Raw genomic sequence first — 21,084 nt, 5'->3', positions numbered from 1 at the left:
TCCTCGCGCCACCCGCCACCAACCGGAAGGAAGCGTGAAGATGCGCAGGGAGTTGTTCGAGACCGAGCACGAGGCGTTCCGCGAAACGGCTAGGACCTTCATCAACAAGGAGCTCGTCCCGCACATCGAGGAGTGGGAGGCCGCAGGCCAGGTCAGCCGGGAATCCTGGCGGGCCGCCGGTGAGCAGGGCCTGCTCGGTTTTGCCGTCGACGACGAATACGGAGGCGGCGGGGTCGACGACTTCCGGTTCAACGTCGTCTTCGACGAGGAGCTCGTCTCCGCAGGTGTCTCCGGGTTCGGATCACCGCTGCACAACGACATCGTCGCGCCCTACCTGATGAAGCTGGCCGACGACGAGCAGAAGCAGCGCTGGCTGCCCGGGTTCTGCTCCGGAGAGCTCATCTCGGCCATCGCCATGACCGAGCCCGGTGCTGGCAGCGACTTGCAGGGCATCCGCACCACCGCGGTCCGCGACGGCGACGACTACGTGATCAACGGGCAGAAGACCTTCATCAGCAACGGCATCATGGCCGATCTGGTGATCGTGGTGGCCCGCACCGACCCGGACGCGGGACACGAGGGGATCAGCCTGCTCGTGGTCGAGCGCGACATGCCCGGCTTCGAACGCGGCCGCAATCTCGACAAGATCGGCCAGAAGGCGCAGGACACCGCCGAGCTGTTCTTCAACGACGTCCGCGTGCCCGCCCGCAACCTCCTCGGTGAGGAGGGGCAGGGCTTCATCTACTTGATGCAGAACCTGCCGCAGGAACGGCTGTCGATCGGCGTGTCCTCGATCGCCTCGGCCGCCAAGATCCTGGAGATCACCAAGGAGTACTGCCGTGATCGCACCGCCTTCGGTCGCCCGATCGGCAAGTTCCAGAACACTCGCTTCGAACTCGCGGAGATGGCCACCGAGGTCCAGATCGGGCAGGTCTTCGCCGACCGCTGCGTGCAGGAGCACGTGCGCGGTGAGCTCAGCATCGAGCACGCCGCCATGGCCAAGTGGTGGCTCAGCGAACTCAACAAGCGGGTCATCGACCGCTGCCTGCAGCTGCACGGCGGCTTCGGTTACATGACCGAGTACCCGGTCGCCAAGGCCTACCTGGACGCCCGGGTTCAAACCATCTACGGCGGCACGACCGAGATCATGAAGGAGATCATCGGCCGATCCATGGGATTCTGACGGCGTCGTCGGGAACCGGCGCCCCACCGGTTCCCGCATCCCGCCGTGAAGGAGGAGCCGTGGAGTGGATCGTCGCCCCCGACCCCGACGGCCGCGCGCTGCGCGACGTCTTGCCGTCGATGCTGGCCGCGATGGGTGTCGACCGCTACACCGACACCATCGGCATCCCACCCTGCCGCAACGCTCTGGTGCTGCTGATCGACGGGCTCGGGCACGAGCTGCTGCGAGCGCACGAATCCGATGCGCCGTTCCTGGCGAGCTTGCAGCACTCGCGGCCACTGACAGCAGGGTTCCCCACCACCACGGTCACCAGCATCACCTCGCTGGCCACCGGACGGTGCGCCGGTGAACACGGACTCGTCGGCTACACGTTCGCGGAACCCGGCGGTGGCCTGCTGCACCCGCTGAGCTGGACCGTGCGCAGCTCTCCCACCGGCCCCGATGGCGAGCGGGCCAGCCTGGTGGAGCAATGGCCCCCGGAGCAGGTGCAACCCAACACGACCGTGCTGGAACGCGCCGTGGCCGCCGGTGTCGACGTCCGCACCGCGGTGCCCCGGCATTTCGAAGGGTCCGGCCTGACCAGGGCCTCGTTGCGCGGCGGGCGGTTCCGCGGAGTGCGGGAGCTGGGTGACCTCGCCGCAGAGCTCCTCGACGCGGCCCACAGCCCGGGCCCCACCCTCTGCTACGGCTACCACAGCGGCGTTGACCTGCTCGGACACATCCACGGGCCCGGGTCGATCCAGTGGTGCATGCAGCTGAGGCAGATCGACGCGTTCGTGCAGATGGTGGCCGAACGACTACCGCCAGGCGTGGTGCTCGGCGTCGTGGCCGACCACGGCATGGTCGACCTGGACCCGGCAGCGATGATCGACGCCGACAGCGACCCCGCGCTGCTGGACGGCGTCCGCTTGCTCGGCGGCGAGGTGCGCGTGCGCCACGTCTACTCCCATCCAGGGGCGCGGGACGACGTGCTCGCCGCGTGGCGGGACACCATCGGTGAGCGCGGTGCGGTGATCACCAAGGAGCAGGCCATCGACGAGGGCTACTTCGGCCCTGTGTCTGCGGTGGTGAGCCCGCGCATCGGTGACGTGCTGGCGATCCTGCGGACGACCGGGGTGATTCGCTCGGTGGTCGAGCCCGGCGAGTCGAAGCTGCGTGGTCACCACGGTTCCCTGACAGCCGCGGAACAACTGGTTCCGGTGCTGGTGACAGGAGGCTGAGCGCTTACGGCGGGTTGTGGTCGGCGAGCAGCGCAGCTCGTCTGGCGTGCCGGTTCGGCCCCGTTGCTGACGACCTGGTGTGGCCGGCCCCTCGAGGTCGGCTCCGGCCTGGAGGAGCCTTCCGTTCACCGCGGGCAGTGGCGGGTTCGGGAACGATCGGGTGGTGGGAGGGAACCTTCCGCTCACCGCTCCACCGCGCCCTCGACCTGCGGAGATCGTCTTCGACGCGCATATTCGTGCACACTCGAGGAGAGAGGAACCCGCCTTGTCCACCTCTTGTATCTATGTTGTGAGCAACCTAGGATTTCCTCTCACGGAACCGATGTTCTGCTAGGCGGAATTTCCCGGGAGGCTGAACGATGCAGTCGGCCAGTGTCGAAACCGAGCGAGCGGCGGGAAGCCCAGCCGCGCTGGACACCGCGATGCGGGAATTCCGCGCGGTGCTGCCGGACGCAGCGGTCATCACCGACCCGCAGCGACTGCGGACCTACGAATGCGACGGACTCGCCAGCCACCGGGTCGTGCCAGCGGTGGTCGTGCTCCCCGAGACCGCCGAGCAGGTCCGGGACGTCGTGCGAACCTGCGCCGCTCATGGGATCCCCTTCGTCGCGCGAGGGTCTGGAACCGGCCTGTCGGGTGGTGCGCTCCCGCACTCCTCCGGAGTTCTGGTGGTCACCTCCAGGATGCGTCGCATCGTGGAGATCGACATCGCCAACGAAAGGGCCGTCGTCGAACCCGGCGTCATCAACCTCGACGTCACCAAAGCCACCGCACCGCAGGGCTACTACTTCGCCCCTGATCCCTCGAGCCAGCAGGTCTGCTCGGTCGGAGGCAACGTGGCCGAGAACTCCGGAGGCGCGCACTGCCTGAAGTACGGCTTCACCGTCAACCACATCCTCGGCATCGAAGTGGTCACCCCTGACGGCGAACTCGTCGAACTCGGCTCCGATGCGCGCGACGCTCCCGGATACGACCTCATGGGGGCCTTCGTCGGCAGCGAGGGGACTCTCGGCATCGTCACCAAGATCACCGTGCGCCTCTTGCGCAAACCGGAAGTGGTGCAAACGCTGCTCGCCGGGTTCCCGTCCACCGACGAGGCGGGCGGCGCGGTGTCGGCGATCATCGCCGACGGCGTGACCCCGGCGGCCATCGAGATGATGGACGCCCTGGCCATCGAGGCCGCGGAACAAGCCGTGCAGTGCGGATACCCCGACGGGGCCGGCGCGGTGCTGGTCGTCGAGCTCGACGGGCCGGCGGCCGAGGTCGAGCACACCTTCGCGGAGGTCGAGCGGTTCTGCCGCGCGCACGGCGCCTTCGAGATCCGGGTCGCCGCCGACGACGCGGAGCGGGCGATGATCTGGAAGGGGCGCAAATCGGCCTTCGCAGCAGTGGGCCGCATCAGCCCTGACTACATCGTTCAGGACGGCGTCATCCCCCGCACCGCATTGCCCGAGGTGCTGGGGCGCATCTCGCGCCTGTCCAGCGAATCGGGCGTGCGCGTCGCCAACGTCTTCCACGCCGGTGACGGGAACCTCCATCCCCTGGTCCTCTTCGACGACGCCGAACCCGGTGCGGGCGAACGAGCCGAGGCCGTCTCCGGCGCGATCCTCGACCTGTGCATCGAGCACGGAGGTTCCATCACCGGCGAACACGGGGTCGGTGCGGACAAGGTCAAGTACATGGGCCGCATGTTCACCACCGATGACCTCGACACCATGCAGCGAGTTCGCTGCGCGTTCGACCCGGTCGGGATCTGCAACCCGGGCAAGGTCTTCCCCACACCAAGGCTGTGCGGGGAAGTGCCGGGACGGCGAAAAGGCGTGCACCCCCTGACCGAAGCGGGATTGGCGGACCAGTTCTGATGCGCACGAAGACCACCGACGCCGCCCAGGACGCACTGGCGGCCGCGCTCGGCGCCGACAACGTGCGCCCGGCCGCGGACGATGCCAAGGGAATCGGCCACCAGCTCGTGGCCGCGGTGAAGGGAACCGAGCAGGCAGCAGCGGCGATGAAGGTCGCCGCCGAACACGAACTGCGCGTCGTGCCCACGGGCTCGGGCAGCAAGCTCGACTGGGGCGGCTCGCCCCGTAACGTTGACCTGCTGCTGGACGTTTCGCCGGCCAACGAGGTCGTCGAGCACGCCGCGGGCGATCTGGTGGTGCACGCGCTGGCGGGCACCCCGATCGCCGACATCAACCGCCTCGTGCGGGAAGGCGGTCAACAACTCGCCATCGACCAGCCGCTCGCCACCGCCACGGTCGGCGGAGTCATCGCCACTGCGACCTCCGGGCCGTGCAGGTACCTCTTCGGCGGCGTCCGCGACCTGCTGATCGGCATCACCGTGGTGCTCGCCGACGGCACCGTCACCACAGCGGGCGGGAAGGTCGTCAAGAACGTCGCCGGCTACGACCTCTGCAAGCTCTACACCGGCTCGTTCGGAACGCTCGGTGTGATCACCGAAGCCGTGTTCCGGCTGCACCCCGTGTCCGCCGAACACCGGTGGATCACCGTCTCCGCCGACGATCCCGCCGCGGCCGCCGAAGCCGCCGACACGATCCGCCACTCGCAGGCCATGCCCACGGCCCTGGAGATCGACCGGCCGGTCGGTGGTGCGCTCACGGTTTGCGGGCAGTTGGAAGGACGCCCTTCTGCCACTCACGATCGTGCGCTGGAACTGGCGGCCGCGGTCGGTGGTGAGGTCGTCGACCAGCCGCCGCAGTGGTGGGGTCAGCACCCGTTCAACGCCGACGGCACCGGGCTGCGCGTCGGTGCCGAGCCCGCCTCCATGCGCGCCCTGCTGACCGGCATCGAGCAGAGCTCCGGCGACATGCCGATCACAGTGCGCGGCGCGATCGGGCTCGGCGTGCTGCACGTGGGCCTGCCGGCAGGAGTGGACCCGTCGGCGATCGCCCGGTTGGTCGCGCAGCTGCGAGACCGCGCCGACTACGCGGTGCTCGAACGCGCTCCGCGCGAGGTCCTGGAGGTCGTGGACCCGTGGGGGCCCATCGCCGCCGGACCGCTCACGCTGATGCGCCGCACCAAGGACCAGTTCGATCCGCAACGCCGGCTCGCCCCCGGCCGGTTCGTGGGAGGAATCTGATGACCGAGACCCCGGCCCGCCCAGGTGCCTTCGACGCCTTCCACCCGCCGCAGCGCGAACTCATCGACGACTGCGTTCACTGCGGCTTCTGCCTGCCCAGCTGCCCCACCTACGACCTGTGGGGCGAGGAGATGGACTCCCCTCGCGGGCGCATCTACCTGATGAAGGAAGGGCTCGAAGGTGAGCCGCTCACGGGCAACATGGTCGAGCACTTCGATGCCTGCCTGGGCTGCATGGCCTGCGTGACCGCCTGCCCATCAGGTGTGCAGTACGGCACGCTGATCACCGAGACGCGTGCGCAGGTCGAACGCCACCACGAGCGCAGCCGGTTCGAGAAACTGCTGCGCACGGCCATTTTCACGCTGTTCCCCTATCCGAAGCGGCTCCGCGCGATGCGCGGCCCGCTCGCCCTCTACCAGTGGTCCCGGCTGGGGCGGTTGCTCAAGCGCACCGGCCTGCTGGACAAGCTCCCCGCAGGGCTCCAGGTCATGGAATCCCTCGCCCCGCCCATCAACCGCGCCGAGAAGCTCCCGCAGCGGATCCCGGCCACGCGTGAGCGGCGCGCGACCGTCGGCATGATCACCGGGTGCGTCCAGTCGGCGTTCTTCCCCGACGTCAACGCGGCCACGGCCCGAATCCTCGCAGCTGAAGGATGCGACGTGGTGGTCCCGCCCTCGCAGGGGTGCTGCGGTGCGCTCAGCGAGCACTCCGGGCGCGAGGAGGAAGCGGTCAGCTTCGCCCGTGAGCTGCTGGACACCTTCGAAGCGTCCGGCGTGGACCACGTGGTCATCAATTCGGCCGGGTGCGGGTCGACGCTCAAGGAGTACCCGCGTCTGCTCCAGGATGACCCCGTGTACCGGGAGAAGGCCGAACGGTTCTCGTCGAAGGTGCGCGACATCGCCGAACTGCTGGTGGAGCTCGGCCCCGTGGCCGAACGCCACCCGCTGCCGGTCAAGATCGCCTATCACGACGCGTGCCACCTCGCGCACGGACAGGGCATCCGGTCGCAGCCGCGCGAACTGCTGCGCGCCATCCCCGAGCTGCAGCTCAGCGAGATCAACCGATCCGAGCTGTGCTGCGGTTCGGCCGGCGTCTACAACCTGCTGCAGCCCGAGCCCGCCCGGGAGCTCGGTGACCGCAAGGCCGCGAACGTGCTCGACACCGGCGCGGAGTTGCTGGTGACGGCCAACCCGGGCTGCTCGATGCAGATCCGCACCGCCCTGGAGCGCCGCGGGGAGAGCATGTCGATGGCGCACACGGTGCAGGTGCTGGACGCCTCGATCCGCGGCGTGGCGGCGGACTCACTGCTGCGATGAGTTCTGTCGATGAGCGGGGTCGTCGTTGCGACGGCCCCGCTTCGTCGTTGAGAGGTTGAGAGCAGGGCGACCACCATCGCTGAGCCCATGCAGGGCTCGTGGGTGGGTGGTGATCGGAAGGTTCCCTTGCTCGGAACACCGCTCTGCTCCAACCGGCCGACAGCGCGGTGGTCATTGACTGTGACAGCATTGGTGTCACACTCTGGGTGGAGCACCTGCCGCAATGAGGAGGCACGCCACACATGTCCGAGGCGTTCGTCTACGACGCGATCCGCACACCGCGGGGTCGTGGAAAGAAAAGCGGTTCGCTGCACGGGGTGAAGCCGATCACCCTCGCCGTGAGCCTGATCGATGAGCTGCAGCGCCGTCATCCGCAGCTCGATCCCGCGCTGATCGATGACGTCGTGCTCGGCGTGGTCTCGCCCGTCGGTGATCAGGGCAGCGACATCGCCAAGACCGCCGCGCTCGCCGCCGGTCTCCCCGAGACCGTCGCCGGCGTCCAGCTGAACCGCTTCTGCGCTTCGGGCTTGGAGGCCGTCAACATCGCAGCGCAGAAGGTCCGATCCGGCTGGGAAGACGCGGTCCTCGCCGGCGGTGTCGAGTCCATGTCGCGCGTCTCGCTGGGTTCCGACGGCGGAGCCTGGGCGATGGACCCGGAGACCAACTACGCCACGTCGTTCGTGCCTCAGGGCATCGGCGCCGACCTCATCGCCACCATCGAAGGCTTCGACCGCGGCACCGTCGACGCCTACGCAGCCGAGTCGCAGGACCGCGCCGCCAAGGCGTGGGCCGACGGCCGTTTCGGCAACTCCGTGGTTCCGGTCAAGGACCGCAACGGCGTGACCGTCCTCGACCGCGACGAGCACATCCGCCCCGGCACCACGGCCGACTCCCTCGGCGGTCTCAAGCCCTCCTTCGCCGACATCGGGGAGATGGGCGGTTTCGACTCCGTCGCCCTGCAGAAGTACCACTGGGTCGAGAACATCGACCACGTGCACACCGCCGGGAACTCCTCCGGCATCGTCGACGGCGCCGCCCTGGCGCTGATCGGCAGCGCGGGCCTGGGGGAACGCACCGGGCTCAAGCCGCGCGCCCGCATCGTCTCCGCGGCGCTCTCAGGCGCCGACCCGACGATCATGCTCACCGGCCCCGGACCGGCCGTGCGCAAGGCGCTGGCCAAGGCCGACATGAGCATCGAGCAGATCGATCTTGTCGAGATCAACGAGGCCTTCGCCGCTGTTCCGCTGAAGTTCATGAAGGAGTTCGGCGTTGACCACGACAAGGTCAACGTCAACGGCGGTGCCATCGCCATGGGCCACCCGCTGGGTGCTACCGGCGCGATGATCCTGGGCACCGTCATCGACGAACTCGAACGCCGCAACCTCCGATACGGCCTGGCAACGCTGTGCATCGGTGGCGGCATGGGAATCGCGACCATCGTCGAACGGATCGGCTGAGGGACACATCAGACATGAGCGAGCAGAACACCATCCGCTGGGAGTCCGACGCCGACGGAATCGTCGTGCTGACCCTGGACGATCCCCAGCAGCAGGCCAACACCATGAACCTGCGCTACCAGGCCAGCATGGACGTGATCCTGCACCGCCTGGAAACCGAGCGCGACAACATCACCGGCGTAGTCCTCACCTCCGCGAAGAAGACCTTCTTCGCGGGTGGCGACCTGCGTGAACTCATCCAAGCCCGTCCCTGCGACGCCGAGTCCGTCTTCACGGCCACGGCCAACGTCAAAAAGCAGCTCCGGCGACTGGAAACGCTCGGCAAGCCGGTGGTCGCCGCGCTCAACGGCACCGCGCTCGGCGGCGGCCTGGAGATCGCGCTGGCCTGCCACCACCGCATCGCGCTGAACAACCCCACGGCCCGCTTCGGCTTCCCCGAGGTCAGCCTCGGGCTGCTGCCCGGCGCCGGCGGCGTGGTGCGCAGCGTGCGGCTGCTGGGCATCGCCGAAGCGCTGCTCAACGTTCTGCTGCAGGGGCAGCAGCTGCGACCGGACAAGGCACTCAAGACCGGCCTGATCCACGAGCTGGTCGACACTCCCGAGGAGATGCTGACCAAGGCCAAGGATTGGATCAAGGCCAACCCGGAGGCCGCTCAGCCGTGGGACGACCCCGGGCACAAGATCCCCGGTGGCACCCCGTCGTCCCCGAAGTTCGCCGCCAACCTGCCCGCGTTCCCGGCCAACCTGCGCAAGCAGCTCAAGGGCGCCCCCATGCCCGCGCCGCGCAACATCATGGCCGCAGCGGTCGAGGGCAGCCAGGTCGACTTCGACACAGCCCTGGACATCGAGGGCCGCTACTTCGTCGAGCTGGTCTGCGGCCAGACCGCGAAGAACATGAGCAAGGCGTTCTTCTTCGACCTGCAGCACATCAACGCCGGTGGAAGCCGTCCCGACGGTGAACCGGAGTTCCACGCGAAGAAGGTCGCGGTTCTCGGCGGCGGCATGATGGGAGCAGGCATCGCCTACGTCTGCGCCAAGGCAGGCATGCAGGTCGTCCTCAAGGACGTCTCGCTGGAGAACGCCGAGAAGGGCAAGGACTACTCGGCGAAGATCCTGGACAAGGCAGTCGCCCGGGGCCGCTCCACGCAGGAGAAGGCCGACGAGCTGCTCGGACGCATCACCGCGACCGACCAGATCGAGCCGCTGTCGGGTTGCGACCTGGTCATCGAGGCGGTCTTCGAGAACCTCAAGCTCAAGCACCAGGTCTTCGGCGAGATCCAGGACGTCATCGACGACGACGCACTGCTGTGCTCGAACACCTCCACGCTGCCGATCACCGACCTCGCAGAAGGGGTCCGCAAGCGCGAGGACTTCATCGGGCTGCACTTCTTCTCGCCGGTCGACAAGATGCCGCTGGTGGAGATCATCTCGGGCGAGCAGACCAGCGACCGCACGTTGGCCCGCGCGTTCGACGTGGTGCGTCAGATCAACAAGACGCCGATCGTGGTCAACGACAGCCGCGGGTTCTTCACCAGCCGGGTCATCGGCACCTTCATCAACGAGGGCGTGGCGATGTTGGCCGAGGGGATCCGCCCGGCTTCCATCGAGCAGGCGTCCTCGCAGGCCGGGTTCCCGGCTCCGGTGCTGCAGCTGTTCGACGAGCTGACCCTCACGCTGCCCCGCAAGATCCGCGACGAGTCGAAGGCGGCCGTGGAAGCTGCTGGCGGCACATGGGTTCCGCACCCTGCCGAGCAGGTCATCGACCGCATGGTGGAGGAGTTCGACCGTCCCGGTCGCTCCGGCGGTGCTGGCTTCTACGACTACGCCGACGGCAAGCGGACCGGGCTGTGGCCGGGTCTGGTGGAGCACTTCGGGTCCGCCGACACCGACCCCGCCTCGGTCGACCTGACCGACCTGATCGAGCGGATGATGTTCGTCGAGGCGTTGGAAGCGGTGAAGTGCCTCGACGAGGGGGTGCTCACATCCGTGCCGGACGCCAACATCGGCTCGATCATGGGCATCGGCTTCCCGCCGTGGACCGGCGGCGTCGTGCAGTACATGAACGGTTACCCGGGTGGCTTGGCTGGTTTCGTCGCTCGCTCCCGCGAACTCGCGGAGCGCTACGGCGACCGGTTCCAGCCGCCGGAGTCGCTGGTCAAGCGTGCTGCCAACGGCGAGCCGTTCGACAGCGGCGAGCCGGACGCGGGGATCGTCAAGGCCACTGCGGCCGAGTGAGCTGACATGACGAGGCGCCGGACCCGAACGGCCCGGCGCCTCGTCGTTAGCTCAGCGAGCTCAGCCCTCGGGGTGGTCCACAACCGGGGCGTTGACGCACTGCGGGGTCTGCGGCGACAGAACCGGGGCAACCGCGCCGAGGACGGCGACGTTGTCCCCGCACAGCTGCACCGGAACGGCGCTGATGTTGTTGTCGTTCGCCCCGTTGACGCCCTCGTTGTCCGCGCTGTCGGCGAACGCCGGGCCGGCCAGGGCCAGCATGGCGGTGGCGGCGCCGGCAACGCCGGCGATACGTGCAGCGGTACGCACTGTGGTTCTCCTTATGGATGACTGTTGTTCAGGGCGTTAACCCCTGCGGCACGGGGAATTCCTGCGCTTCTCCGGTGTCGCGCGGCAGAGTTTGCGGCATGGCGCGCGCTCAAGTCGAACTTAGAACGGCGTTTTCAGCCGAATACCCTCGATGGAGTGATGTGCCTAGACAGTCCACTGTGGATTGTCAGCTGCGCGTTGCTCAGTTCAGCGGCAGGACACCGCTGATCCGCTGCAGCGGAGCTTCCGCGACTCCGCTGACGACCTTGTCGGCCTCGGACACGACCGGAGCGTTCTTCGTCGCGGGAAGCACGTCGCTGGGCTTGGCGAGCGTCAGCGGCTCACCGGAGGCCTGCAGCGGGTTGTTCTGCGGGGTCGGTGCGACCAGGGCCACCGGGTTGCTGATGGGTTCGGACTCGTAGCCCTGGGCGGCGGTCAGCGCCACGGCCGTGTCCACCGCCGAGAAGCCCTGGTGGTTCGGCTTGCGCGGGCCGATCTCGGTGTCCAGCAGCGCCGCGTCGGGCGTGTGCTCGTGCACCACGCCGAGGTGGCCCGGGGTCACCGAGCCACCGACGGTCGGCCGGGTCCCGGTCATCTTCGAAACGCGGGTGGTCTCGGCGAAGACGTGTCCGAGCACGCGGTTCGTCTTGCCGGGGGCGAGCACGGGACGGCCGTCCTGCAGCTCACCGGCGACGCCGTGCCCGGTCTTGGTGATGTCCACGCCGACCTTCTTGATGACGTTCGGTGAACTCACGTCCAGCTGTGTGTCGGCGCACGGTGCCTTGGTGGTGCTAAACGAGGGCCCTTCCTGCATCTGGCAGGCGTGGGCCGGGATTCCGGCGGTGATCTCGTCCGGAACGGACGTCAGATCGGGCTTTTCGATGTCGGTTGTTCCCGCCGCGTTCGCGGCACCGGTGCCGACGGTGGCGAGGCTCGCGGCCATGACGGCCGCCTTGACTGTGCGCGTGGTCCAGGAGCGCAAGATTGGATCTCCTCGAGTCGGGGGTGTTGGCACGGCTGACTCGACATCGGAGACGCTGTAGAGGATCTTGAGCCGCAGGCGGCGAATGCAGCACGAACGAGTGAAAGTCTGTGCGTTGGCAGGGGTGCGGCAGTGGGAGGAAGGTTCCCATGCACCGCTCCGCACCCCGCACCCGGCGGTGGTTCTAGAAGCCCAGGCCCGGAGCGAACAGCGCGATCATGTGCTCGGTGGCCTTCTCGGCGGTGACCTCCGGGTGGTGGTCGCGCCAGAGGGCGAGCCGCTCGCTGGCTCCGATGATCGCCTCGGCGTAGGCCTCGGCCTGCTCGTCGTCGAGGCCTTCGCAAACCGACCGCAGCAGGTCCGCGGTGAAGTTGCGCTGCTGGACGCGGATGGCCTCCAGCTCGGTGTTGACCGAGGCGCTGGGGATGGAGAACTCGTTGCGCAGCAGCGCCCAGGCTTGCGCGTGGTCGTCGCTGAAGCGGAAGAAGGCCAACTGGCAGTCGTAGAGCTTCTGCTCGCGACTGGTGGCCTCGGCGGCGGCGCGGCTGGTGGCTTCGAGGAGTTCGGCCTTGGACCGCTGCAGGCAGGCCAGCAGCAACCCTTCCTTGGAGCCGAAGTACTCGTAGAGCATCGGTTTGGACAGGCCCACCTGGCTGGCGATGTCGTCCATCGAGGTCGCCTGGTAACCGTCGTCGGCGAAAACCCGCTCCGCGACTTCCAGGATCTGCGTCTCGCGCTCAGCCCGGGACATTCGCTTGCGGCCGCTGGCCGGTGCAGTAGACCTCGTCACGGATCAACCCTACCGCAAGTAACCTACTCGTAGTAGCCTACCGCGGAGTAGATAAGGTGCCGGTGTCCGAGGAGGGGCTCTGATGGTGCAGAAGCAGTCGCCTGGCCAGCGTCGATACGAAACCTCGGTCGTCATCGTCGGAGCCGGGTTCTCCGGTCTCGGCATGGCGATCAAGCTCAAGCAGGCCGGCATCGATGACTTCGTCGTCCTGGAGAAGTCCTCCGACCTCGGCGGGACCTGGCGGGACAACACCTACCCGGGCTGCGCTTGCGACGTGCCGTCGCTGATGTACTCGTTCTCGTTCGAGCAGAACCCGAACTGGTCGCGGTTGTTCGCCGAGCAGGGTGAGATCAACGAATACCTGAGCTACTGCGCGGACAAGTACCAGGTCCGCGACCACGTGCACCACGGCGTGGAGTTCACCGGCGCCGAATACGACGAGCAGGCCAAGACCTGGCTGGTCACCACCGGCGACGGCACCGAGTACGTTGGCCGCGCCCTGGTGTCCGGCGTGGGCGCCCTGCACATCCCCAGCTACCCGGACCTGCCGGGTGTGCAGGACTTCGAAGGCGAGATCTTTCACTCGGCGGAGTGGAACCACGACTACGACTTGCGAGGAAAGCGCGTCGCCGTCGTCGGTACGGGCGCGAGCGCGATCCAGTTCGTCCCACGCGTTGCGGAGCAGGTCCAGAAGCTGCGCTTGTTCCAGCGCACGCCCCCATGGATCCAGCCCAAGCCGGACCGGGCGATCCCGGAGTCGGTCAAGAAGCTGTTCCGCCGCGTCCCGATGGTGCAGCGCGCGGCGCGCGTCGCGATGTACTGGATCCTCGAAGCCCGGTTCTTCGCGGTGTTCAACAAGCGCCTGGGCAAGGCCGCCGAATGGCTGTCCAAGCGCTACATCCGCAAGGCGATCTCGGATCCGGAGCTGCGCAACGCCGTGACGCCGGACTACTCGATGGGTTGCAAGCGCATCCTGCTCTCCAGCGACTACTACCCGGCGCTCAACCGGTCCAACGTCGACGTCGACACCAGCGGCGTCGCCGAGGTCCGGAAGAACTCCGTGGTGACGGGCGATGGCCAGGAGCACGAGGTCGACGCGATCATCTACGGCACCGGCTTCCACGTCACCGACGCCTACGACCACCTCGCCATCGTCGGGCGAGAAGGGCGCAAGCTCCAGGACACCTGGCGCGACGGCGCGGAGACCTACCTCGGCATCACCGTCTCCGGCTTCCCCAACCTGTTCTTCCTCCTCGGCCCCAACACCGGCCTCGGCCACAACTCGGTCGTGTTCATGATCGAATCGCAGCTGAACTACGTGATCGACTGCATCCGCCGAATTCACAAGGGTGAGATCGGCCAGGTCGACGTTCGTCAGCCGGTGCAGGACGCCTTCAACCGCGAGCTCCAGTCCGCACTGGGCGACGGGGTCTGGTCGGTCGGCGGTTGCCGGAGCTGGTACCTCGACGAGAACGGCGTGAACCGCACGCTGTGGCCGGGTTTCACCTGGAAGTACTGGATGCGCACGAGGAAGGCGGACCTGTCCGACTACGAGGTGACCGCGCGCTGATGTGATTGGATCGCCCCACCCCGTTGAAGCTTCGCACGGGCGTTCGATATGGTGATCGAGTCACTGTCGAGCAGCCCCTTCAGGGGCGCACCTAGCTAGGGGCGGCGATGTCACCGCTGTCGTCCGATGAACTGCGCACAATCCGCGAGGAGCTCAGCGCTGGAACCACGCCGACGGTGTGGTTCACCAGCTCTGCCGTCGGAGTCCAAGAAGGGCGCTCCGGGAAGGTGATCGCGCTCGGCGAACCGGCCGAAGGGGACTTCATCCAGGTCCGCCCGGCCGGTTCGAAGGACGTCCTGTCCTTCTCCACCGCAGAAGTCACCCAGGTCAAGCCGCCTCGCAAGAAGCCGACGCCGGAGCCGGCCAAACCCGCCGCGAGAACTCCGGCGAGCACACCGAGTCGGGTGACCGAGACGAAGCCGGTCGAGAAGCCCGCGGCGAAACCGGCGCCAGCTCCCGCCGCCAAGCCGAGCAACGAGGCCACGGCCAAACCCGCCGACACCGCTGCGGCACGGCGCAAACCGCGACAGGTCAAGCAGCCGGTCGGCGGTGCCGTCGTGACGCTCACCGCTGACCAGGACGGTCAGTGGAGCGTCGAGGTCGCCAACGCCAAGCGGAAACTGGTCAAACCCACCCAGGTGCCGGCCAACGCCGTCGCCCAGGCGGCGAAACTGCTGCACGACGACGTCGCCGGGGCCGTCGAGCCGCTGATCGAAGCCGCACGCGAACAGCACCGCGCACGCGTCGAGCAGCTCCGAGCCGAGCTCGAAGCTGCCGAGGCGGCGCTCGAGGAACTCGACGAGTGACTCGTTGTCGTCCCAGCGGGGACGACAACGACCCGCTCTCCTGAACCATCACGCCCGTGCCCGAAGGTCGCGTGGAGTACCTGCGGAGCATGGGAACCTTCCTGCCTCCTCCCGATTCCCGGGTCGCTCTAGTCACGCCGCTGGTTGTCAACGACAGCGCAGCGGTGATCGGGATCAGTCCTCGATGTCGGTCGTCCCCTGCAGTGTCCGCTGGCCGCGGTCGGTCGGCGGAATCTGGTCGTAGGCGGCCGGGTCGAGCTGGGTCACCTCGCCCGAGGCGATGGACGAAAGGATCCCGTCCAGACCGATGTAAACGGTCCGCGTGAGCATTTCGCGGTGTTGTTCACCGAGCGTCTGGGTCTGGCCGCGCACTTCGAACAGAACGGCGCCGCTGCCGTTGAGCTGGAAGGCTCCGAGACCCGTCCCGGGCAGGTTGATGTCCTGCGGGTACAACGTGATGTCGCCGAAGTCGGGATTGCGCTCCGCAGCGTCTTGAAGCGCGTTGTAAGCCGCGACGTTGAGTTGCTTGGAGTACTCCGGGCGATAGCTGTCGGCGAACTCGGCGAAGGCGGCACCTTCGGGCGTATCCGGGTCCGCGACGAACTTGCCGGACAGGCTCATGGTCACGAACCTGTCAGTTCCGGGAACCGTGTAGCAGGCTCCCTGATGATGAAGGTCGACATAGGTGTCAACCGCACCGAACTCGGCTTGCAGTCCCGTGTAGACGTCGCGGACCGTCTGCGTCTCCGGGGTGATGAACCAGCCGGGCCGATCGCTGCTGCCGGGGAAGTCCTGCGGTTGCGGCTGGTACGCCAGGTCCGGGTGGTAGTCGCGGTTGACGTCGAATCCCGGCCGATGCGAGTAATCGTCGCCCTGCCGCTGATCGGTGATGTAGTTCCACGGTGGTGGCGACGTGGCCAGCTGGGGGAACCGGGACTGAACTTCCTGCCAGGTCATGTCGTTGCCGCGCCGGTCGAGAGAACCGGCGTCCGGATTGATCTTCGGCATGGCGACCACCGTCAGCTGGTCACGGATTCGCTGCGCGGTGGTGGAGTCCGACGTGCCCAAGTAGTCGAGGATGTCGAGCAGGGCGTCAGGGCCCGTCTTCTCGTTGCCGTGGATCTCGGCCGTGACGAACACGACCTTGGGCCCGGTGCCCACGCGCGCGAGCATCACGTCGCGGCCCTTGTTGGAAGCGCCCACGTCTTCAACGGCCACGCGGCCGGCGCTGACGCGTTCGATGCGGTCGAGCTCCACCAGCATTTCGTCGTAGCTGGTGAACTCGGTGATCGGGTTCTCCCGAGGCTCCTCGCTGCACGGGGGTGGTGCGGCCATGGTCGGTGGTGCTCCTGCGGTCGCGGGGACCAGCGCGGTGCCTACCGCGACACCCGCCAACGCCAGTGCTTGCCATCTCTGCATTGCCGGACTCCTTGCCGTTGCCGAAACGGGGAACCAGACAAGTCGATCGACAGAAAGCGCACAATCGGCCAAGAGGGGACATCTCGGAAGGTTCTCGACGAGGCCGAATGGACAGGCGAAGGTCCACCACCTATCAAGAGCAGGTGCGTACACCCTTCTCGACCGGATCCCGGACCCCGCTAGGGCAGCGCTCGTTCCGCTACTTGCTGATCGCGACGGTCGGAGGGTTCTCCGGGTATGCCCTGCTCCTGCCCGTGGTGCCGTTGTGGGCAGTGGCCGGAGGTGCGGGCGAGATCGCAGCGGGTGCGACGAACGCGGTGTTCATGCTGGTCACGGTGCTCGCGCAGCTGGCGATGCCATGGTTGCTCAGGAAGATGGACTGCCGCGGGCTGTTCGCCCTGGGAACCGCGATGATCGGACTGCCGACACCGCTGTTCGCGCTCTCCAGCGACATGTGGGTGTTGCTCGGAGTCTCGGCGCTGCGCGGAATCGGGTTCGGGGTGCTGACGGTCACCGGCTCGGCGCTGACCGCGGAACTGGTGCCCCTCGCACAACGAGGCCGGGCGGCCGCCTACTACGGCCTCGCCATCGGCCTGCCCAACGTAGCCCTCCTGCCTACCGGGGTGTGGTTGAGCGGCCGGATCGGGTTCGGCCCCCTGTTCTGGGCCGCCGGTGCGATCCCCGTCCTCGCCGCGCTGACGATCCTGGGCATCGAGCGGGTGCGCATCCGCGACCAGGAGCGAGGAACGCAGGCCCGGCCGGTCGCGCTGCTGCCCTCCTGGACGGTCATGGCGGTCAACACGGCTGCGGCAGGGGGTTTGACGGCGTTCCTGCCGCTGGCGGTCAGCCCGTCGGTCGCACCGCCAGCGCTGTTGATCTTCGCCGCCGCCACCATGCTCGGCCGGTGGCTCGCCGGGCACCTGGGAGACCGATTCGGGCAGCAGGGCGTCCTCGCGCCATCGGTGCTGTTCGGCGGCTTCGGAGTGCTGCTGCTGGCCTTGGCCGCGTGGACTGCCGACCCGGTGGCGCTGGCAGGCGCGGCGGTGTTCGGCACCGGCTTCGGTGCCGTTCAGAACACGACCCTCATCCTCATGCTGGAACGCGCCGACTCGGCAACCGCGAGCACCGCCTGGAACATCGCCTACGACGGAGGTCACGGACTCGGCGCGATCGGGTTCGGAGTCCTCATCGCCGCATCCGGCTACCCCGTGACCTTCGCGATCACGGGCGCACTGCTGCTCGCCTGCCGCGCCCTGGCCGGCCGCCGGTGGGCGTGAGCGAGGGAACCTCCCGATCACCCGCCGCACGGCCACGATCGAAGAAGACCTTTCTGACCTGCGCATTCACCAGCAGGAGTTCCTTGGGCTCGGGCAGACGACCGAGGTCGGGCACAGTGGCTGAGACGCGGGGGCAGCGGTGCCGGGCCGTCGCCGTACAGCGGGAGCACCTAGAATCGGGTGCGTGTTGCGCAGCCTGATGACCCCACGTTGGCTGCTCCTGCATGCGCTGTTCATCGTGGCCACGATCGCCACCGGCTTCCTCGCCGTGTGGCAGTGGGATCGCGCGCACGAGGCCGGGGGGAGCTTCCAGAACCTCGGCTATGCGCTGCAGTGGCCGCTGTTCGGCGCCTTCACGATCTTCCTCTGGATCAAGATGATCCGCATGGACTTCGCGCAGCAGCGCGGCGAGGCCGAACCCGCGAGCAGCGTCGAGTCCGAGGAAGAGGAGGACACCGCCACAGCGCCGTCCGAAGGACCGGAACGACGCCGGTCACGGCCGCTGGTGCCGCCTCCGGCGCCGCCTGTCGATCCGGATGAAGATCCGGAGCTGGCCGAGTACAACCGGTATCTCGCTGGGCTCGACCAGTCGGATCAGCGCACTAGTTGAAGGTGATCCCGCCGTTGATCTCGCGGGTCTGCACCAAATTCTTGACCTGACCGTTGTTGATGTTGACGACGTTGTCCGACGCCGTGATCTCGTCGTGCACGGCGGCGCCTTCGCGGCGCAGCAGTTCGGCGAACTCCTCGTCTTCTGAGCACACCAGGTCCAGCCGCTCCGCCAGTGCCGTGACCTGAGCCGGGCCCGCGTCGTCGCGCTCGGCGGCCTCCAAGGCCACCTGGGTTTCAGGGTCCTGCTGCGACCTGCGGCGAAGCAATCCGCGGACCTTCGCCAACGCCATCGTCCCAGCGGCACCCAGCGCGGTGGCCGCCTGCCCGCCCAGGGCGCTGGCGAGCGAATCCAGGAACGGATCGGTCATGTTTCCTCCGCGAGCAAGGGAACCCTTCTGTCACGAAGTGTAGTTGCTCGACCTGTTTCCGTGTTGGTTTCGAGTCGAATTCAGTTGTTCGGCAGCACGCTGAGCGCGCGGACAGGTGTGATATCAACGAACTGGTTGACGGCAAAGCGAAACGGATGCCGATTGCTTCCGGGCAGTGGAAGCCGGTGGTTCTTCCCGGCGGCTGGAATCGGTGAGCGGGAGCGAGGGTTCGCGCCACTTGGCGCGGTCGGCGGCCGGATCTTGCGGACACTTTGGTGATAGGGGCTGGCGTGCGCAGCGGCGTGCTGTTGAAGATGTTCGGACTGTGCGTCCTAGCCGGCGTACTCGTGGCGGCTCTACTGCTGCCAGTTGCGACCGGGGCTGGGGCGATGGTCAACCAGACCACCCATGCCATGGCGAAAATGTCGAGTTCGCTCGCCAAACGCGAAATGCCGCAGGTGTCGACCGTCACCGACCGCAACGGCAAACCCATCGCCTACTTCTTCAAGGACTACCGGGTAGAAACACACCCGGAGCAGATCGCCGACACCATGAAGGCTGCCATCACCGCTGTCGAGGACAAGCGCTACTGGCATCACGGCGGCGTCGACTGGCACGGCACGATCCGCGCACTCGCGACGAACATCAGCAGCGGCGAGACCGCGCAGGGCGCGTCCACGATCACCCAGCAGTACGTGAAGAACTACCTGGTGCACGTCTCGGCCACCACCGAATTGGAGGCGGAGCAGGCCAAGGAGACCACGGTCGCCCGCAAGCTCCGCGAAGCCAAAATCGCCGTCGAGCTGGAACGCACCATGTCCAAGGAAGAGATCCTCACCGGGTATCTCAACGTGGTGCCTTTCGGCAACCAGACCTTCGGGGTGGGCGCTGCTTCTCAGACCTACTTCGGCACCACTCCTGACAAGCTGACGATCGCCCAGGCGGCGCTGCTGGCCGCTGTGGTCAACCAGCCCGGTTCGCTGAACCCCAACAGCAACCCGCAGGACGCGCTGGCCCGGCGCAACCTGGTCATCGACCTGATGGCCGACAGCAACAACGACATCCGCATCACCGAGGAAGACGCTGAGATCGCGAAGAAGGAGCCCTTGGGCGTCTTGTCGCCGCTGGGGCGGCCCCCGAACGGGTGCGTCGGCATCGGCGACGGCACCACCGACGGCTTCTTCTGCACCTACGTCCGGGATTACCTCGAGCGCTACGGCATCGACACCGACAAGCTGAAGGTCGGCGGCTACACCGTGCGCACCACCCTGGACCGCACCGCTTCCGACGCCGCCAAGCAGGCCGCCCAGAAGCAGGTCCCGACCCAGACCGAAGGCATCGCCAACGCCATGTCGGTCGTCGAACCGGGCAAGGACAAGCACAAGGTCCGCGCCCTGGTCGCCAACCGCGACTTCGGCAACGACCCGAGCAAGGGTCAGACGGCCTACGACATCGTCAGCCGTGTGCAGCCCTTCGGCGCGGGCTCGATCTACAAGATCTTCACCGCCGGGGCTGCGATCGAGCGCGGCATGAGCATCTACGACACGATCGATGTCCCCGCCAGCTACACCTCACGCATCTACAAGAACGGGCAGGCGCCCTACACCGTGCACAACGCCGATGGCGTGAGGCCGGGACCGCGAACGCTGCAGATGGCGTTGGCGACTTCGCCGAACACCGGCTTCGTGGCGCTGCTGGAACGGGCCGGCCTGAACAACGCCGTCGACATGGCCGCCAAGCTCGGCATGCGCAAGAGCATCAACGGTGTCAACTCGCTGGGTTCGACGCTCAAGGACGACGGCTCGAACGGGCCCTCGTTGGGCGACTCGATCAAGCGGCGCAACAACGGATCCTTCACCCTCGGCTTCACGCCGACGAGCGTGCTGGAGCTTTCCAACGTCGCGGCCACGATCATGAGCGATGGCGTCTACTGCCCGCCGACCCCGATTGAAGAGGTCAAGGACCGCTACGGCAACCCGGTGCAGCTCGGCGAGCCCGCCTGCGAGCAGGCGGTGGCACCGGCAGTGGCGACCGCTCTCGCGCAAGGGCTGAGCAAGGACGACACCGAGGGAACCTCCCGCGCGGCGGCGCAGGCCGTCCAGTGGGCGCGCCCGATGATCGGGAAGACCGGTACGACCCAGGAGCACAAGTCCGCAGCCTTCTTGGCGGCCACCCCGCAGATGGCCGGTGCCGTGCTGACCTACTCCGACGGCAAGCGCCCGGAAGGCATCTGCGACGGTGGCGGAGACTCGCCGCCCTACCTGTGCGGCGGTGGCGGCAACATCTACGGCGGCAAGGTGCCTGCGCGAACGTGGTTCGACGCGATGACCAAGATCCACAGCGGCCTACCGGTCGTCGCTCTGCCGGGAACACCACCGCCCCCCGCGGCGCCGCCCGCGGCACCGGCGCCGTAAATGGATGTGAGGATGGGGACCTTCCTG

General features: G+C 67.6%; 17 protein-coding genes. 12 read left to right on the top strand and 5 right to left on the bottom strand.

Translation table 11 applies throughout. The annotated features are described in order from the left end of the window. The first annotated feature begins 40 nt into the window (after nt 1–40). The 7 genes from E1161_RS02235 to E1161_RS02205 all read left to right on the top strand — a co-directional run bounded on the left by E1161_RS02235 (nt 41) and on the right by E1161_RS02205 (nt 10,510). The gene (locus tag E1161_RS02235) at nt 41–1,183 is read left to right on the top strand and encodes an acyl-CoA dehydrogenase family protein (RefSeq protein ID WP_132618997.1); all 1,143 of its coding nucleotides are present in this window, start codon (nt 41–43) and stop codon (nt 1,181–1,183) included. Nucleotides 1,184–1,242: 59 nt separating this feature from the next. After that, nucleotides 1,243–2,403: an alkaline phosphatase family protein gene (locus E1161_RS02230; RefSeq protein ID WP_132618995.1), complete on the top strand. Its 1,161-nt coding sequence runs from the start codon at nt 1,243–1,245 to the stop codon at nt 2,401–2,403. Between the two features lie 359 nt (nt 2,404–2,762). Next, nucleotides 2,763–4,265 carry an FAD-linked oxidase C-terminal domain-containing protein gene (locus E1161_RS02225; protein ID WP_132618993.1) on the top strand — a complete coding sequence of 501 codons (1,503 nt, stop codon included), beginning with the start codon at nt 2,763–2,765 and terminating at the stop codon, nt 4,263–4,265. Then, a complete protein-coding gene (locus tag E1161_RS02220) occupies nt 4,265–5,503 on the top strand; it encodes an FAD-binding oxidoreductase (protein WP_132618991.1) in 1,239 nt (412 codons plus the stop codon). Before E1161_RS02225 ends, E1161_RS02220 begins: the two co-directional genes overlap by 1 nt. Beyond that, nucleotides 5,503–6,819, top strand: coding sequence for a (Fe-S)-binding protein (locus E1161_RS02215; protein ID WP_132618989.1), 1,317 nt, complete (start codon nt 5,503–5,505; stop codon nt 6,817–6,819). The genes E1161_RS02220 and E1161_RS02215 overlap by 1 nt, the downstream gene beginning before the upstream one ends. 242 nt (nt 6,820–7,061) lie before the next feature. Next, entirely contained in the window at nt 7,062–8,276 is a 1,215-nt protein-coding gene (locus E1161_RS02210; RefSeq protein WP_132618987.1) for an acetyl-CoA C-acetyltransferase, read from the top strand. Nucleotides 8,277–8,290: 14 nt separating this feature from the next. Further along, nucleotides 8,291–10,510: a 3-hydroxyacyl-CoA dehydrogenase NAD-binding domain-containing protein gene (locus E1161_RS02205; RefSeq protein WP_132618985.1), complete on the top strand. Its 2,220-nt coding sequence runs from the start codon at nt 8,291–8,293 to the stop codon at nt 10,508–10,510. A gap of 60 nt (nt 10,511–10,570) precedes the next feature. Here the strand turns inward: E1161_RS02205 and E1161_RS02200 are convergent, their stop codons facing one another. The 3 genes from E1161_RS02200 to E1161_RS02190 all read right to left on the bottom strand — a co-directional run bounded on the left by E1161_RS02200 (nt 10,571) and on the right by E1161_RS02190 (nt 12,591). Then, complete coding sequence (locus E1161_RS02200) at nt 10,571–10,819, bottom strand: hypothetical protein (protein WP_235874721.1); 249 nt, start codon at nt 10,817–10,819, stop codon at nt 10,571–10,573. Nucleotides 10,820–11,021: 202 nt separating this feature from the next. Continuing rightward, nucleotides 11,022–11,801 (bottom strand): hypothetical protein, encoded by a 780-nt coding sequence (locus E1161_RS02195; protein ID WP_132618983.1) that lies wholly within the window; start codon nt 11,799–11,801, stop codon nt 11,022–11,024. 184 nt (nt 11,802–11,985) lie between these two features. After that, entirely contained in the window at nt 11,986–12,591 is a 606-nt protein-coding gene (locus E1161_RS02190; RefSeq protein WP_328591201.1) for a TetR/AcrR family transcriptional regulator, read from the bottom strand. A gap of 82 nt (nt 12,592–12,673) precedes the next feature. Between E1161_RS02190 and E1161_RS02185 the strand changes: the two genes are divergently transcribed. Both E1161_RS02185 and E1161_RS02180 read left to right on the top strand, forming a co-directional pair. Then, nucleotides 12,674–14,161 carry a flavin-containing monooxygenase gene (locus E1161_RS02185; protein WP_132618981.1) on the top strand — a complete coding sequence of 496 codons (1,488 nt, stop codon included), beginning with the start codon at nt 12,674–12,676 and terminating at the stop codon, nt 14,159–14,161. A 107-nt stretch (nt 14,162–14,268) separates the two neighbouring features. After that, nucleotides 14,269–14,967: a DUF6319 family protein gene (locus tag E1161_RS02180; protein WP_132618979.1), complete on the top strand. Its 699-nt coding sequence runs from the start codon at nt 14,269–14,271 to the stop codon at nt 14,965–14,967. A gap of 174 nt (nt 14,968–15,141) precedes the next feature. Here E1161_RS02180 and E1161_RS02175 read toward each other — a convergent pair whose 3' ends face one another. Further along, entirely contained in the window at nt 15,142–16,386 is a 1,245-nt protein-coding gene (locus tag E1161_RS02175; protein ID WP_132619208.1) for a M14 family zinc carboxypeptidase, read from the bottom strand. 143 nt (nt 16,387–16,529) lie between these two features. On the opposite strand from E1161_RS02175, the gene E1161_RS02170 reads away from it, so the two are divergent. Both E1161_RS02170 and E1161_RS02165 read left to right on the top strand, forming a co-directional pair. Continuing rightward, nucleotides 16,530–17,663 carry an MFS transporter gene (locus E1161_RS02170; RefSeq protein WP_235874720.1) on the top strand — a complete coding sequence of 378 codons (1,134 nt, stop codon included), beginning with the start codon at nt 16,530–16,532 and terminating at the stop codon, nt 17,661–17,663. Nucleotides 17,664–17,847: 184 nt separating this feature from the next. Further along, nucleotides 17,848–18,273: a hypothetical protein gene (locus tag E1161_RS02165; protein WP_132618975.1), complete on the top strand. Its 426-nt coding sequence runs from the start codon at nt 17,848–17,850 to the stop codon at nt 18,271–18,273. Here E1161_RS02165 and E1161_RS02160 read toward each other — a convergent pair. Continuing rightward, on the bottom strand, nt 18,266–18,643 hold the full coding sequence (locus E1161_RS02160) for a hypothetical protein (protein WP_132618973.1): 378 nt from the start codon (nt 18,641–18,643) through the stop codon (nt 18,266–18,268). The two genes, E1161_RS02165 and E1161_RS02160, sit on opposite strands and share 8 nt — an antisense overlap. 290 nt (nt 18,644–18,933) lie before the next feature. Between E1161_RS02160 and E1161_RS02155 the strand changes: the two genes are divergently transcribed. Further along, nucleotides 18,934–21,057 (top strand): transglycosylase domain-containing protein, encoded by a 2,124-nt coding sequence (locus E1161_RS02155; protein ID WP_132618971.1) that lies wholly within the window; start codon nt 18,934–18,936, stop codon nt 21,055–21,057. The last annotated feature ends 27 nt before the right edge of the window (nt 21,058–21,084 follow it).

The organism is Saccharopolyspora aridisoli (assembly GCF_004348445.1).
Classification (GTDB): Bacteria; Actinomycetota; Actinomycetes; order Mycobacteriales; family Pseudonocardiaceae; genus Saccharopolyspora; species Saccharopolyspora aridisoli.
Note: the sequence above shows the minus strand (reverse complement) of the source record. Positions and strands in the feature narration are given on the sequence as shown.